A 14,271-nucleotide genomic window follows, 5' to 3' on the forward strand; every position below is an offset into this window, starting at 1 on the left:
GCACGACGGCCGGCTGGCCGCCTGCTTCGCGATCCGGCGCGGGCGGCCATGCGGCGGACGGTACGGTATGCCGTACCGTCCGATTCGACCGACACGGAACTATCCCCCGATTTTCCAGAACATGTCCGGACTACCCATGCTCACCGACCCAGCGAAGTATGGCGATGCCCGCGGTGCGACGCCCGACCGGCTGCGCACGGCCGCGTGGCTGCAGTACCTGATCGAACGGCTCGACGAAGCCGCCTGCTCGATGACGGCCGAGGCCGGCGACACGGCAGGCATGTCGTCGCGTGCGGGGATGACCCTGTCGCACGACCGGGTTGCGATGCTGCACGAACTCGCGCCGTGGGCCGCCACGGACGGCGGCGGTTGCGCGTGCGATGCGAGCGATCCGCGCAATGCGTGCATGCACGTTCCCGATGCGCGGCAGCTCGCGTATGCGGAGCGGTGTTGCCCGGGGGCGCGCAACGTCTTCGAATCGGCGCACGGCATCGTCGACGCGTGGGCATTCGACGATCCCGATGAGGGCTGGGCCGCGCTCGAGCGAATCGCGGCCGGCATGGAAAGCGGCAGCGACGAGGCCGGAACGTACGACGCGCGAGAGCCGGAAGAGGCGCAGCCTGCGAAGAACCTGAGAGAACGACGCATAGCCGTGGCCGCGGCATGCGTGGAACCGTCTGCGCGGCCGGGTGCCGTCATCGACGCGATCGTGCTGCGCATCTGCGGGCCGCGCGACGACGCGGCACGTATCGACGAGATGGCCGCGCTCGCGATGTTCAGTGCGGAGCTGGCCACCGGAAACGGGGTGTCGATTGGCGCGTATGGCGGCCGACACAATATCGTCGCGCGTGCGATTCGCGAACGGCGTGCGGATCTCGCATCGGTGGACGGCCTGCTTGCCGCGGTGTCTGTATGCCGGCTCGACCGGATCCTCGGCGCGGGCAGCTTCTGGGCGTATTACCTGCTGGCGGGCATCGTGATCGCCGCGCCCGATGTGGTGCACGCATTCGCACGCCGCTTTCACGGCGATGCGTGGCGGACGTGGCTCGACGCCGTGCTCGCATGGCCGGCCGTCAGCCGCTTCGGGCCGCAGGAGGACGTCGCGTTCGAGCGCTTGCGCGATGCAATGAGCCTGACGTCGCGCGCGAATCCGATCGTGCGCGCGAAACGGATGCGACGAAGGGGCACCGCGATCACGCGGTTCAACACGGGCGGCGAAAGCACACCATGAAAAACGGCTCGCGGCGAGAACGCCGCGAGCCGTGCATGTTGCTGCTGTTGCGCCCCGGGACGGGCGTGGGTTCGGTTACACCGTCTCCGGCTGCCGCACCGCCTTCGCGACGTTGCGCGCCAGCGCGCCATTCGCGACGAAGTAGGGCACGTCGACGCGCGCGAGCGGCGTGCGGCCACGGATCTTGTCCGCGATCTTCTCCGCGATCATGATCGTCGGCGCGTTCAGGTTGCCGGTCGTGATGATCGGCATGATCGACGCATCGACCACGCGCAACCCTTCCAGCCCGTGCACGCGACCTTCTTCGTCGACCACGGCCATGTCGTCATAACCCATCTTGCACGAGCACGACGGATGGAACGCGGTTTCCGCGCGGGCCCGCACGAACGCGTCGAGTTCCGTGTCGCTCTTGCAGTCGGCGCCCGGGTTCAGCTCGCGGCCGCGATAGCGGTCGAGTGCCGGCTGCCGCATGATCTCGCGCGTCGCGCGGATCGCATCGCGGAACTCGCGCCAGTCGAGCGCTTCGGCCATGTAGTTGAACAGGATGCTCGGATGATCGTTCGGGTCGCGCGAGCGCAGCTTCACGCGGCCGCGGCTCGGCGAGCGCATCGAACCGACGTGCGCCTGGAAGCCGTGCATCTCGATCGCGTTCGAGCCGTTGTAGTTGATCGCCACCGGCAGGAAGTGATACTGGATGTTCGGCCACAGATCGTCGTCGCGCGTGCGGATGAAGCCGCCCGCCTCGAAGTGGTTGCTCGCGCCGAGACCGGTGCCGTTCAGCATCCATTCGAGACCGATCTTCGGCTGGTTCCACCACTTGAGCGCCGGATACAGCGACACAGGCTCCTTGCACTCGTACTGGATGTACATCTCCAGGTGATCCTGCAGGTTCTGGCCGACGCCGGGCAGATCGAGCACGACCGGGATGTCGAGTTCCTTCAGCCACGCGCCGGGGCCGACGCCCGAGCGCTGCAGCAGTTGCGGCGATGCGATCGCGCCGCTGCACACCAGCACTTCGCGACGCGCATGCGCGGTCGCGCGCTCGCTGCCGCGCAGGTACGTGACGCCCGATGCGCGCTTGCCGTCGAACAGGATGCGATCGGCGAGCGCGTGCGTGACGATCTCGAGGTTCGGCCGCACCTTCGCCTGGTCGAGGTAGCCGCGCGCGGTGCTGGCCCGGCGGCCCTTCGGCGTGACGGTGCGGTCCATCGGACCGAAGCCTTCCTGCTGGTAGCCGTTCAGGTCGTCGGTGCGCGGATAGCCGGCCTGCACGCCTGCATCGACCATCGCCTCGAACAGCGGATTCACGCCCGGCTTGCTGGTCGTGACCGACACGGGGCCGTCGCCGCCGTGATAATCGTTCGGGCCGACGTCGCGCGTCTCGGCCTTCTTGAAGTACGGCAGGCAGTCGAGATACGTCCAGTTCTCGAGCCCCTTGTGCGTCGACCAGTTGTCGTAGTCGAGCGCGTTGCCGCGGATGTAGCACATCCCGTTGATCAGCGACGAGCCGCCGAGCCCCTTGCCGCGGCCGCATTCCACCCGGCGGTTGTCCATGTGCGGTTCGGGGTCGGTCTCGTAGGCCCAGTTGTAGCGACGGCCCTGCAGCGGATAGGCGAGCGCCGCCGGCATCTGCGTACGGAAGTCGAAGCGGTAGTCGGGGCCGCCCGCTTCGAGCAGCAGCACCGTGACATTCGGATCTTCCGTCAGGCGCGTCGCGAGCACGTTGCCCGCGGAACCGGCGCCGCAGATGATGTAGTCGTATTCGCGTGTCGTCATGACGGGGTATCTCCTATCGTTCTCAAAACACCGGGTTGTAGCGGCCGAGCTCGACCTGTACCGACTTGATTCGAGTGTAGTGTTCGAGCGTCGTGATGCCGTTCTCGCGTCCGACGCCGGATTGCTTGTATCCGCCAACCGGCATCTCGGCCGGCGATTCGCCCCACGTGTTGATCCAGCAGATGCCGGCTTCGAGGCGATGGATCGTGCGGTGCGCGCGCGACAGGTTCTCGGTCACGACGCCGGCCGCGAGGCCGTAGTGCGTGTCGTTCGCGCGGGCGATGACTTCGTCCTCCGATTCGAAATCGAGGATGCTCATCACCGGCCCGAAGATCTCTTCGCGGACGATCTTCATGTCGTCGCGGCAGTCGCCGAACACGGTCGGCGCGACGTACTGGCCGCTGCCGAAATGGCCGTCGGTCAGGCGCGAGCCGCCGGCGAGCAGCTTCGCGCCTTCGGCCTTGCCGCTCTCGATGAAGCCGAGCACCTTGTCGAGCTGCGCGGCCGACACGAGCGGGCCGAAGTTGGTGTCGGCATCGGTCGGCTTGCCGACGCGGATGCGCTTCACGCGTTCGAGCACCTTCTGCGTGAACGCGTCCTTGACCGAGCGGTGCACGAACACGCGGGTGCCGTTGGTGCAGACCTGGCCCGAGCTGAAGAAGTTGGCGGTCACGGCGATGTCGGCCGCACGGTCGAGATCGGCGTCGTCGAACACGATCAGCGGCGACTTGCCGCCGAGTTCCATCGTCACTTCCTTCAGCGACGATGCGCCGGCGAGCGACATCACCTTCTTGCCGGTCTCGACGCCGCCGGTGAACGACACCTTGGCGATATCCGGGTGGCCGGTGAGCAGTGCGCCGACCGAGCCGTCGCCCTGCACGACGTTGAACACGCCGGCCGGCACGCCGGCTTCCGTATAGATTTCCGCGAGCTTCAGCGCGGTGAGCGGCGTGACTTCGCTCGGCTTGAACACCATCGCGTTGCCGGCCGCGAGCGCGGGCGCCGTCTTCCAGCATGCGATCTGGATCGGGTAGTTCCATGCGCCGATGCCTGCGCACACGCCGAGCGGCTCGCGACGCGTATAGACGAACGACTCGGCGCGCAGCGGCACCTGCAGCCCTTCGATCGCAGTCGCGAGGCCCGCGTAGTACTCGATCACGTCCGCGCCGGTGACGATGTCGACCGCGAGCGTCTCGCCGATCGGCTTGCCGGTGTCGCGCGTCTCGATCGCCGCGAGTTCGTCGTTGCGTTCGCGCAGCAGGTCGACCGCGCGGCGCAGGATGCGCGAGCGCTGCATCGCGGTCATTGCCGCCCATTCGCGCTGGCCTTCCCGGGCCGATGCGACCGCGCGGTCGACGTCGGCCGCGCTCGCCTGCTGCACCTGCGCGAGCAGTTCGCCGGTGGCGGGATCGAAGGTGTCGAAAGTCTTGCCGCTGGTGGCGTCGACGTAACCGCCGCCGATGTAGAGGCGCTGCAAACCGTATACGGACATGAGGATCTCCTTGAGGGCGACTGCGTGACGCGTCAGTCGGACGCGAGCAGCAGGTCGATGTAATCGTGGGCGAGCTTGAGTGCAGCCCGGGTGTCGATCGGGCCGCCGGCGAGTGCGCCGCGCAGCCACAGGCCGTCGATCAATGCGGCGAGGCCGCTGGCGGCTTCGCGTGCCTTCGTACGCGGCAGCGCCTTCGCGAATTCGGCGCACAGGTTCGAATGGAGGCGCCGCGTGTTGACGTGCTGCAGGCGCTTGAGCATCGCGTCGTGCATGCTCTGCGACCAGAACGCGAGCCACGTCTTCATCACGGGTGCGTTGACCTGCGTGTCGTCGAAGTTCGCGGCGACGATCGCGCGCAGCCGGGAGCGCGGATCCTTGCGTGCGGCGACGCGGCGGTGCGTGGTGGCCGTCCACAGATCACGCAGCACGTGCCGCATCGTGGCTTCGAGCAGGCCGTCCTTGTCGCCGAAGTAATGGCTGACGATGCCCGTCGAGATGTTCGCGCGCTGCGCGACCGATGCGAGCGTCGTGCCGGGCAGACCGGCTTCGTCGATCGAGCGCAGCGTCGCGTCGATCAACTGGGCGCGACGAATCTCCCGCATTCCAACTTTCGGCATCGCGACTCCCTTCGCCCGGACGGGCCGTTCCTGGAAGTCGAAGCTTAGCGGTTTTTTATTGATCGTTCAATCAACAAAAAATCGGGGTCCGACGGTGAATCGTCTCGCCGGCAAGGTGGGGGAGTCTGCCCGGCACCATTGTGCAGGTGCGGGAAAACTGCTTGAAAGATGATTAAATAAATTGAAGTTTGTTTAAAACGATTTCCGGAAAGTCAGCGTAATCGTCTCCAAAGTTTCGGAATTCAATTTATTACATGTCGAAAGAATGTCGAGGTGTGTGAGATTCGATTCGATATGGAAATTCAAGCTTTCGATGACAACTCCGGTAATTTCTGGAAAATCGTTTCAATCGGGCGATTGAAACGATTCATGTCGTTGAATTTGAATGATATTTAAGGTTTTCGTGCCTGCCGGAAAGGATTTTCGCAAACGATTGCTATCGCCTTTCAATCAATCCCGCCTACCATAAAAAACACTGAAAAAATTTGAATCTGTCGTATTTCCCGCTGGAGTAGAGGGGATCGTTGGGATGACTTGAGTAAGTAATATTGCCCGTATTAGTATGGCGCCGCACTACAAGGAATGAATCGGCGCCGCGCGTATTGACCGCGGTGCGTCGGCCATGCGCGCGCCCGATGATCGTGCCCGCAGCCGGCGCCAGCCATTGCGCACCTGCAGCATGCCGCGACGCCGAAACGCCGCATCCACCGGAGAACGACGATGCCGACCGAAAAACACGTGGTCCCGCTGCCGAATGGTCTGAAGGTCTACGTCGAACGGAACGTGTTCGATCCGTCCTTCGACACGGCGATGCTCGTCAACGGCGCGCTCGCGACCACCGCGTCGTTCGGGCAGACCGTCCAGTATCTCGGCGAGCGGATGAACACGATCTGCTTCGACCTCCCGTATGCGGGGCAGTCGCGCCAGCACAATCCCGGCTGCTTCATCCTGACGAAGGACGACGAGGCCGCGATCCTCCAGCATCTGGTCGAGCGCTTCGCGCCCGCGTTCCTCGTGTCGGTGTCGTGGGGCGGCGTCGCATCGCTGTTCGCGCTCGCGCGCGGCTGCCCGAGCGTGCGGCGCGCGGCGATCTGTTCGTTCTCGCCGTTCCTGAACGACGCGATGGTCGACTACGTGACCCGCGCACGCGACCACATCTCGGCCGGCGAGAACCTGAAGGCCGCGCAGCTGCTGAACGATACGGTCGGCCGCTACCTGCCGCGCATCATGAAGCTGTACAACTACCGCTATCTCACACGCCTGCCGCGCGACGAGCAGGACCAGGTCGCGTTTCACGTCGACCAGATCCTGTCGCTGCAGCCGGAGCGCTATCTGAGCGAGTTCTCGAACATCGGCTGCGAGCTGCTGTTCCTGAACGGCGAGCGCGACGAGTACACGACACCGGCCGACGTCCGCCAGCTTGGCGCGCACGTGCCGCGCGCGCGCTTCATGACCATTCCCGACGCGGGCCACTTCCTCGACATCGAAGGCCGCGCGCAGCGCGAGACCACGCGTGCGGCGCTGCTCGACTTCTTCTGCGATGCGCCGCCGGCCGCCGCGGGCATCGCGCTCGGCGCCGCGCACGCATGCGTGTCCGCGCCGCTGCCGGCGATGTCGTGACGCAGCACGTCGCGCACCGGGCACGCCGGACGTGTCCACGCCGGACGCATCCAAATTCTTATCCATACGAGGCAGGCCAGCCGTGAATATCGTTCAGAGCATCGCCATCGTCGTTCCGTGGGCCGTCTGGCTCGCCTACTGGATCGCGACGTCGCAGGGCGTGAAGACGACCGTGCGCAAGGAGGCGTCGCGTTCGCGCACGCTGCAGTCGATTCCGCTGATCGTCGGCGGCGCGCTGATCATCCTGCCCGATCCGTCGTGGCAGGCGCTCGTGCCCGACTGGCAGCGCTTCGGGCTGCTCGCGCAAGGCGGGCTCGCGGTGCTGGTGGCGGGGCTGCTGTTCTCGGTGTGGGCGCGGCTGCACCTCGGCACGAACTGGAGCGTGTCCGTCACGCTGAAGGAAAACCACGAACTCGTGCGCACCGGCCCGTACGGCCTCGTGCGTCACCCGATCTACACCGGCTGCCTGATCGCGCTGGTCGGCGCCGCGCTGATCGGCGGCGAATGGCGCGGCGCGCTCGGCGTCGTGCTCGTGTTCGTGTCGCTCGCGTACAAGGTGCGGGTCGAGGAGAGCTGGTTGACCGGCTATTTCGGGCCCGCGTATACGCAGTACCGCCGCGAGGTCGCGGCGCTGATCCCCGGCTTCTATTGATCCCCGCGAGGCGCGCGATGGCGAAGGTGATCGTGACCGCGATCGGCTCGGCGGGCGACGTGCATCCGCTGCTCGGCGTCGCGCGTGCGCTCGCGATGCGCGGCCACGACGTCGTGTTCTGCACGCACCCGCCGTTCGAGGCGGCCGCGCGCCGCTGCGGCTTCGCGTTCGTGCCGGTCGGCACCGCGGCCGAGTATGAAGCCGCGATGGCGAACCCGGCGCTGTGGGATCCGCGCACGTCGTTCCGCACGCTGTGGCAGGTGATCGCGCCCGTGGTGCGCCCGCATTACGACGCGCTGCGCACACTGACCGATGGCGATACCGTGCTGGTCGGCACGCTGTGGGCGTTTTCCGCGCGCCTGATGCAGGAGCTGCACGGCACGCCGTACGTGTCGGTGCAGGTGTCGCCGTCCACGTTGCTGTCCGCGCAGGTGCCGCCGACGCACCCGCGCCTGACGATCCCCGCACGCTGGCCGCTGCCCGTGAAATCGGCGCTGCTGACGCTGATCGAGCGGCAGGTGCTCGACCGCGTGTGCGGCCCCGCGCTCAATGCGGTGCGCCGCGAACTGGGGCTGGCGCCCGCGCGGCGCGTGCTCGGCCGCTGGCTGCATTCGACCGACGGCGTGCTGTGCCTGTTTCCGGACTGGTTCGCGCCGGCGCAGCGCGACTGGCCGACGCAGCTTCTGCAAGGCGGTTTTCCGTTGTTCAACGACATCGCCGCGCATGACGACGATCCCGCGCTCGATGCGTTTCTCGCGGCGGGCGAGCCGCCCGTCGTGTTCACGGCAGGCTCGACGCTGATCGATCACGCCGCGTATGTGCGCGCGGTGTCGGACGCGCTGCGCGCAACCGGCGCGCGCGGCATTCTGCTGACGCCGCACGCTGCGGCGACGGACGGCGAGCGGCTGCTGGTGCGCCGCTTCGTGCCGATGCGCACGCTGCTGCCGCGTTGCCGCGCGCTCGTGCATCACGGTGGGATCGGCACCGCGGCGCTCGCGTATGAAGCGGGGATCGTGCAGGTCGTGACGCCGTTCGCGCACGACCAGTTCGACAATGCGCAACGCGTGGCCGTGAGCGGCTGTGGTGTGCGCGTCGATGGCCCGGTAGACGGCGCGCGTCTCGCCGCGGCGCTCGCGCGCGTGCTCGCCGAGCCCGCCTTCGCCGAGCGGGCGGCACGCATGCGTGCGCGGGTCGAGGCCGCGCCGGACGGTTGCGAGACGGCCGCCGATTTCATCGAGCGCCTCGCGCCGAACCACGGACGCGTGCCTGCGCCGGCCGACGTCGCGACGGCGGGCGCATGAGTACGGCGTCGCCGCTTCAGGACACGCCCGCCGCCTTCGATGCGTCCGCGCCCGTGTCTGCACCCGCCGCGCCACCGGTGCGCGGCGCGCGGCTCGCGCTGCTGACGTTCGCGTTGTCGCTCGCGACCTTCATCGAAGTGCTCGACTCGACCGTGACGAACGTCGCGGTGCCGGCGATCTCCGGCAGCCTCGGCGTATCGAACAGCCAGGGCACGTGGGTGATCAGCTCGTATTCGGTCGCGGCCGCGATCGCGGTGCCGCTGACCGGCTGGCTCGCGCGCCGCGTCGGCGAGCTGCGGCTGTTCGTCGGCGCGGTGCTGCTGTTCACGCTGACGTCGTTGCTGTGCGGGTTGGCGCGCGACCTGCACGTGCTGGTGGTCTGCCGCGCGCTGCAGGGACTGTGCTCGGGGCCGATGGTGCCGTTGTCGCAGACGATCCTGCTGCGCACGTTCCCGCCGGACAAGCGCACCGTCGCGCTCGCGCTGTGGGCAATGACCGTTCTGCTCGCGCCGATCTTCGGGCCGGTGGTCGGCGGCTGGATCGTCGACAGCTTCTCGTGGCCGTGGATCTTCCTGATCAATTTGCCGATCGGGCTGTTCTCGTTCGCGGTCTGCACGACGATGCTGCGCCCCGACGCGCAGCGCGGCGCGGCCGGCCCGATCGACGTGCCGGGCATCGTGCTGCTCGTGATCGGTGTCGGTTCGCTGCAGGCGATGCTCGACCTCGGCCACGACAAGGGCTGGTTCGGTTCGCCGCTGATCGTCACGCTCGCGGTGGTCGCGGGGCTCGCGATCGTGTCGCTGCTGATCTGGGAGGCGGGCGAAGCGCATCCCGTGGTCGACCTGAGCCTGTTTCGCGACCGAACGTTCTCGTTCTGCGTGTTGATCATCTCGCTCGGGATGATGAGCTTCTCGGTGGTCGGCGTCGTGTTTCCGCTGTGGATGCAGGCGGTGATGGGCTACAACGCGTTCCATGCGGGGCTGGCCACCGCATCGCTCGGCGTGCTCGCGCTCGTGTTCTCGATTCTGGTCGGCCTGCACGCGCACCGCTTCGACGCACGCGTGCTCGCGACCTTCGGCTTCCTCGTGTTCGCGGCCGTGCTCGCGTGGGATGCGCATTTCACGCTGAAGATGACGTTCGCGCAGATCGCCGCGCCGGGGCTGATCCAGGGGATCGGGCTGCCGTGCTTCTTCATTCCGCTGACCGCCGCGACGCTGTCGCGCATTCCGGACGACCGGCTGGCGGCCGCGTCGAGCCTGTCGAACTTCCTGCGCACGCTGTCGGCCGCGTTCGGCACCGCGATGAGCGTGACGCTGTGGGACAACCGCGCGACCTATCACTACGACGTCGTGTCGCAATCGGTCACGCACGCCTCGGCGAACACGCAGCGCTTCGTGCACACGCTGAACGCGATGGGCGTGGACGGCGTGCGCGAACTGACGACGCTGCATCAGGTCGTGATGCAGCAGGCCTACATGATGGCGACGGGCGACATGTTCTGGATGGCGAGCATGACCTGCCTTGTGCTCGCCGCGATGATGTGGCTGACGCGGCCCAGGCGCGGCGCGGCCGCTTCGTTCGGACATTGAGGAAACCCGCATGACGACACTCGGCGCACTCGTGATCCTGTATCACCCGACCGACGCCCAACTCGCGGCGCTCGGCGCATGGCGGCATGCGTGCGACACGCTGCTCGTCGTCGACAACACGCCGCAGCCCGATGCCCGCGCAAGCGCGCTGTGCGCACGCGACGGCATCGCGCTGCTGCATCACGGCAACCGCGGCGGGATCGCCGGCGCGTACAACGCGGGGCTCGCTGCGCTGTTGCGCGAGAACGTCGATGCGGTCGCGCTGTTCGACCAGGATTCGTCGGTGCCGGCCGGCTATTTTGCGACCATGCGCGACGTCTGCGCGGGGCTCGCGGGCCGCGCGTTCCTCGCCGGCCCGCGCATCTTCGACGAGAACGCGCGCAGCTTCCTGCCCGAGCTCGCGACCAACGGGATCGCGTTGCGCCGGCTGCGCGTCGAAGCCGACGGGCCGCTGCAGCGCTGCGCGTTCCTGATCTCGTCCGGCTGCGTCGTGTCGCGTGCCGCGTTCGACGCGCTCGGCCGCTTCGACGAGACGCTGTTCATCGATCACGTCGACACCGAGTACAGCTTCCGCGCGCTCGCGCGCAACGTGCCGCTCTATGTCGTGCCGTCGCTGGTGCTGCCGCACCGGATCGGCGCGAAACAGTGCCACGCGTTCGGCCCTTTCGAAATGACGTCGATGAATCACTCGTGGCAACGGCGCTACTACAGCGCGCGCAATGCGGTGCAGCTCGGGATGCAGTACGGGCTGCGCTTTCCGGTGGCGATCGTGCCGAACCTGCTGACCGTGTGGCAGGTCGTGCAGATCGCGCTCGTCGAGCGCGACAAGCGCGACAAGCTCGCCGGCATCCTGTTGGGCATCGCGGACGGCCTGTTCGGCCGGCTCGGCCCGCTCGAGCGCACGCAGCCGCGTCTGGCCGCGCGTGCGCAGCGCATCCAGCAGGGGTGACGCACGCAATGGAACGCATCACGAAAGCCGCAGCGCCGGCACGCGGCGCGCAGCGCGGCTGGACGGTTCTGGCGGCGGCCGCGTTGCTCGCGCTCGGCGGCTGCGTGCCGTCGGGATTCCTGCCGTCGCTGTCGCTGCGCGCACCGGCCGCCGACGCGCTGGCCCACACGGCCGGCCCCGGCGCGAACGGCGCGTGGCCCGCGCCCGACTGGGTGACGCAACTGCAGGATCCGCAGCTCGACGATCTGGTGGCGGAGGCGTCGCAGAACAATCCCGATCTGCAGGTGGCGCAGGCGCGGCTGCGCGTCGCGCAGGCGCAGCTGCAGCAGTTCGATTCGCTGACCGGGCTGACCGGCACCGCGGGCGCGACGGTCAGCCGCGCGCGGATGCCGAAGCCGGGCGACATCGCCGACGTGACGGCGGGCGGCTATCGCGTGCCGGTGGAGATCTTCGGCGATCCGGTCGTGTCGCCGGCGTCGGTGTTCGTCGGGTTGAACTACCAGCTCGACCTGTGGGGCAAGAACCGCGCGGCGACCCGGAGCCTGATGTCGCTGCGCGACGCGGCGGGCGTCGAGGCCGAGCAGGTGCGGCTCACGCTCGCGGTCGCGATCGTCACCGTGTATTGCCAGCTCGACCAGGCGTACGCGGTGCGCGACCTGCTGCAGCAGAAGCTGAAGATCAGCCAGCGCGTGACGGCCGTGCTGCGCGAGCGCACCGCGCGCGGCCTCGACAACGCGTACGACGCGAGCGACGCATCGATCAAGCGCAGCCGCCTGCTCGAACAGATCGCGATGAACGACGAGCAGATCAAGCTCGCGCAGCTGCAGCTCGGCGTGTTGTCGGGCCGCGGGCCCGAGCGCGGGCTCGCGCTGCAGCGGCCGCGCGTCGGGGCGTTTCCGGGCGGCGCACTGCCCGCGCGGCTGCCGGCCGATCTGCTCGGCCGCCGGCCGGACATCGTCGCCGCGCGGCTGCGTGTGGAAGCCGCGTTCGCGAATGCCGATTCGACCCGCGCGCAGTTCTATCCGGACGTGAACCTCGTCGCGCTCGGCGGCGTGTTCGCGCTGACGCCCGCGTCGATGTTCTCGCGCGACGCGCTCGCGGGCTCCGTCGGCCCCGCGATCTCGCTGCCGGTGTTCGACCGTGGCCGGCTGAAGGCGAAGCTTGGCGCGGACGTCGCGCAGGCCGACATCGCGATCGGGCTGTACAACAAGACCGTCGACGACGCGCTCGGGCAGGTCGCGCAGATCGTCACGTCGCTGCAGACGTCGCGGACGCTCGTCGCGCAGCAGCAGGAGGCGGTCGCGGCCGCGCTGAAGATCGTGCAGATCGCGGCCGACCGGCATCGACGCGGCGTGCTGATGCAGAAGGACGTCGATGTCGCCGATCTGACGCTGATCGACGAGCGGACGCAGCTGATCGCGTTGCAGGGGCGGCAGCGGACGTTGCACGTCGGCCTCGTCGGCGCGCTCGGCGGCGGGTTCGATGCGAGCGCAACGATGGCGGCGGCAGCGGCGCCGGCACCGGCGGCGCGCGGCGCGCACGGTGCGCGGACGAAGCGCGGCGTGGCGACGAATGCCGCTGCGCGCAATGCGCCGGGTACGAGCATGACTGCCATCGGTACAGGCGCCGCACTGCCTGTTGCGCGGCTCGACCCGCCGCCGGTCGTCCGAGCGCCGCGCGGTGCGGTCGCCGATAGCGCGAGCGCCAATGCCGCCGCGCGCAGTACGGTCCCCGCGGTTTCCACCGACGTACCCGCGATCCCCCTGTTCCAGCATGACCGCCTGATCGTTACGCAAAGCGACTGATGCACCACGACAACCTTCATACCGCCGTCCCGCCGGCCGCCCTGAACGACCCGGCACTCGACGCGCGCCGCGCGACACGCCGCAAGCGCTTCACGCTGTTCTTCGCGGTCGTGCTGCTGGCCGCGCTCGTCTGGGTCGCGTTCTGGCTGTTGCGCGACCGCTATGACGAAGACACCGACGACGCGTACGTCGCCGGCAGCATCGTGCAGGTCGCCGCGCAGACGCCGGGCGCCGTGACCGACGTGCTGGTCGCCGATACGCAGGCCGTGCGCGCCGGGCAGACGCTCGTGCGGCTCGACGACACGGAAGCTTCCGTCGCGTTCGCGCAGGCGAAGGCGCAGCTCGTGCAGGCCGTGCGGCAGGTCGCGAACGCGAAGATCTCGAACACGATGTACGTCGAGGCCGTGAATGCGCGCCAGGCCGACCTGTCGCTCGCGCAGCGCGCGCTGGCCGCACGCTCGGGCGCGTCGGTCGAGATCGTCGCGCCCGAGGAGCTGGCGCGCGCCCGCGCGGCGGTCGCCGGCGCGCAGGCGAACCTCGCGGCGGCGCAGGCGCAGCTCGAAGCCGCGCGTGCGCTCGGCAGCAAGCTGCCCGTCGACGAGAGCCCGGCCGTCGTGCAGGCGGCCGCGCAGTTCAAGCTCGCGTACCGGAACCTGAAGCGCACGACGATCGTCGCGCCGGTCGACGGCACGATCGGCCAGCGTTCGGTGCAGGTCGGCCAGCAGGTCGGCCCCGGCGTGCCGCTGATGTCGATCGTGCAGCTGAACCGGTTGTGGGTCGAGGCGAACTTCAAGGAAGGGCAGATCCGGCACATGCGGGTCGGCCAGCCGGTCGACGTGGTGTCGGACCTGTACGGGTCGCGCGTCGTCTATCGCGGCCGCGTACAGGGCTTCTCGGCCGGCACCGGGAGCGCGTTCTCGATGCTGCCGTCGCAGAACGCGGCCGGCAACTGGATCAAGGTCGTGCAGCGCGTGCCGGTCGTGATCGCGCTCGATCCCCGCGATCTGGCCGCGCATCCGCTGCGGGTCGGGCTGTCGATGCGCGCGACGGTCGACACGCGCAACCGCGACGGCCACGCGCTCGACAGCGAGCCGCCGACGCCGGCCGTCAGCACGCGCGTGCACGACGGCGTCGCGAGCGATGCGGACGCGGCGGCAGCCGTCATCATCCGCGAGAATCAGGGCGGGTAACGCGCGCCGGGCCTGCGGGGCGGTCGGCCGGTCGGCGGGCCGCGCGTCT

The 14,271-nt window shown here is 68.6% G+C and carries 11 protein-coding genes; 8 read left to right on the top strand and 3 right to left on the bottom strand.

Annotated elements, in window-relative coordinates; all coding sequences use genetic code 11:
- Positions 1-136 precede the first annotated feature (136 nt).
- Positions 137-1,231 (top strand): hypothetical protein, encoded by a 1,095-nt coding sequence (locus tag BX604_RS13625; protein ID WP_098551247.1) that lies wholly within the window; start codon positions 137-139, stop codon positions 1,229-1,231.
- A gap of 75 nt (positions 1,232-1,306) precedes the next feature.
- Here BX604_RS13625 and betA read toward each other — a convergent pair whose 3' ends face one another.
- From betA to betI, 3 genes are read right to left on the bottom strand one after another with little or no spacing between them, the layout of a single operon-like run.
- Positions 1,307-3,007 (bottom strand): choline dehydrogenase, encoded by a 1,701-nt coding sequence (betA, locus tag BX604_RS13630; protein ID WP_098551248.1) that lies wholly within the window; start codon positions 3,005-3,007, stop codon positions 1,307-1,309.
- Positions 3,008-3,029: 22 nt separating this feature from the next.
- Positions 3,030-4,499 carry a betaine-aldehyde dehydrogenase gene (betB, locus tag BX604_RS13635; protein WP_098551249.1) on the bottom strand — a complete coding sequence of 490 codons (1,470 nt, stop codon included), beginning with the start codon at positions 4,497-4,499 and terminating at the stop codon, positions 3,030-3,032.
- Between the two features lie 32 nt (positions 4,500-4,531).
- A complete protein-coding gene (betI, locus tag BX604_RS13640; protein ID WP_098551250.1) occupies positions 4,532-5,116 on the bottom strand; it encodes a transcriptional regulator BetI in 585 nt (194 codons plus the stop codon).
- 720 nt (positions 5,117-5,836) lie between these two features.
- On the opposite strand from betI, the gene BX604_RS13645 reads away from it, so the two are divergent.
- From BX604_RS13645 to BX604_RS13675, 7 genes are all read left to right on the top strand, one after another.
- Positions 5,837-6,736, top strand: coding sequence for an alpha/beta fold hydrolase (locus tag BX604_RS13645; protein WP_098551251.1), 900 nt, complete (start codon positions 5,837-5,839; stop codon positions 6,734-6,736).
- A gap of 82 nt (positions 6,737-6,818) precedes the next feature.
- The gene (locus tag BX604_RS13650; RefSeq protein ID WP_098551252.1) at positions 6,819-7,388 is read left to right on the top strand and encodes a methyltransferase family protein; all 570 of its coding nucleotides are present in this window, start codon (positions 6,819-6,821) and stop codon (positions 7,386-7,388) included.
- A gap of 17 nt (positions 7,389-7,405) precedes the next feature.
- Positions 7,406-8,689, top strand: a complete 1,284-nt coding sequence (locus tag BX604_RS13655; protein WP_098551253.1) for a glycosyltransferase — start codon at positions 7,406-7,408, stop codon at positions 8,687-8,689.
- Positions 8,686-10,278, top strand: a complete 1,593-nt coding sequence (locus BX604_RS13660) for a DHA2 family efflux MFS transporter permease subunit (RefSeq protein WP_098551254.1) — start codon at positions 8,686-8,688, stop codon at positions 10,276-10,278. The genes BX604_RS13655 and BX604_RS13660 overlap by 4 nt, the downstream gene beginning before the upstream one ends.
- A 10-nt stretch (positions 10,279-10,288) precedes the next feature.
- The gene (locus BX604_RS13665) at positions 10,289-11,227 is read left to right on the top strand and encodes a glycosyltransferase family 2 protein (RefSeq protein WP_098551255.1); all 939 of its coding nucleotides are present in this window, start codon (positions 10,289-10,291) and stop codon (positions 11,225-11,227) included.
- Between the two features lie 8 nt (positions 11,228-11,235).
- The gene (locus BX604_RS13670; RefSeq protein WP_098551256.1) at positions 11,236-13,032 is read left to right on the top strand and encodes an efflux transporter outer membrane subunit; all 1,797 of its coding nucleotides are present in this window, start codon (positions 11,236-11,238) and stop codon (positions 13,030-13,032) included.
- Positions 13,032-14,222, top strand: coding sequence for an HlyD family secretion protein (locus BX604_RS13675; RefSeq protein WP_098551257.1), 1,191 nt, complete (start codon positions 13,032-13,034; stop codon positions 14,220-14,222). The genes BX604_RS13670 and BX604_RS13675 overlap by 1 nt, the downstream gene beginning before the upstream one ends.
- Positions 14,223-14,271: the final 49 nt, after the last annotated feature.

Origin of the sequence: Burkholderia sp. JKS000303 (assembly GCF_002563755.1) — a bacterium.
Classification (GTDB): Bacteria; Pseudomonadota; Gammaproteobacteria; order Burkholderiales; family Burkholderiaceae; genus Burkholderia; species Burkholderia anthina_B.

Excerpts from the sequence above, each read along its gene's own strand:
- BX604_RS13645 (WP_098551251.1), top strand. The coding sequence starts at position 5,837 with ATGCCGACCGAAAAACACGTGGTCCCGCTGCCGAATGGTCTGAAGGTC.
- BX604_RS13660 (WP_098551254.1), top strand. The coding sequence starts at position 8,686 with ATGAGTACGGCGTCGCCGCTTCAGGACACGCCCGCCGCCTTCGATGCG.
- BX604_RS13675 (WP_098551257.1), top strand. The coding sequence starts at position 13,032 with ATGCACCACGACAACCTTCATACCGCCGTCCCGCCGGCCGCCCTGAAC.
- BX604_RS13625 (WP_098551247.1), top strand. The coding sequence starts at position 137 with ATGCTCACCGACCCAGCGAAGTATGGCGATGCCCGCGGTGCGACGCCC.
- BX604_RS13670 (WP_098551256.1), top strand. The coding sequence starts at position 11,236 with ATGGAACGCATCACGAAAGCCGCAGCGCCGGCACGCGGCGCGCAGCGC.
- betB (WP_098551249.1), bottom strand. The coding sequence starts at position 4,499 with ATGTCCGTATACGGTTTGCAGCGCCTCTACATCGGCGGCGGTTACGTC.
- BX604_RS13655 (WP_098551253.1), top strand. The coding sequence starts at position 7,406 with ATGGCGAAGGTGATCGTGACCGCGATCGGCTCGGCGGGCGACGTGCAT.
- betA (WP_098551248.1), bottom strand. The coding sequence starts at position 3,007 with ATGACGACACGCGAATACGACTACATCATCTGCGGCGCCGGTTCCGCG.
- betI (WP_098551250.1), bottom strand. The coding sequence starts at position 5,116 with ATGCCGAAAGTTGGAATGCGGGAGATTCGTCGCGCCCAGTTGATCGAC.
- BX604_RS13665 (WP_098551255.1), top strand. The coding sequence starts at position 10,289 with ATGACGACACTCGGCGCACTCGTGATCCTGTATCACCCGACCGACGCC.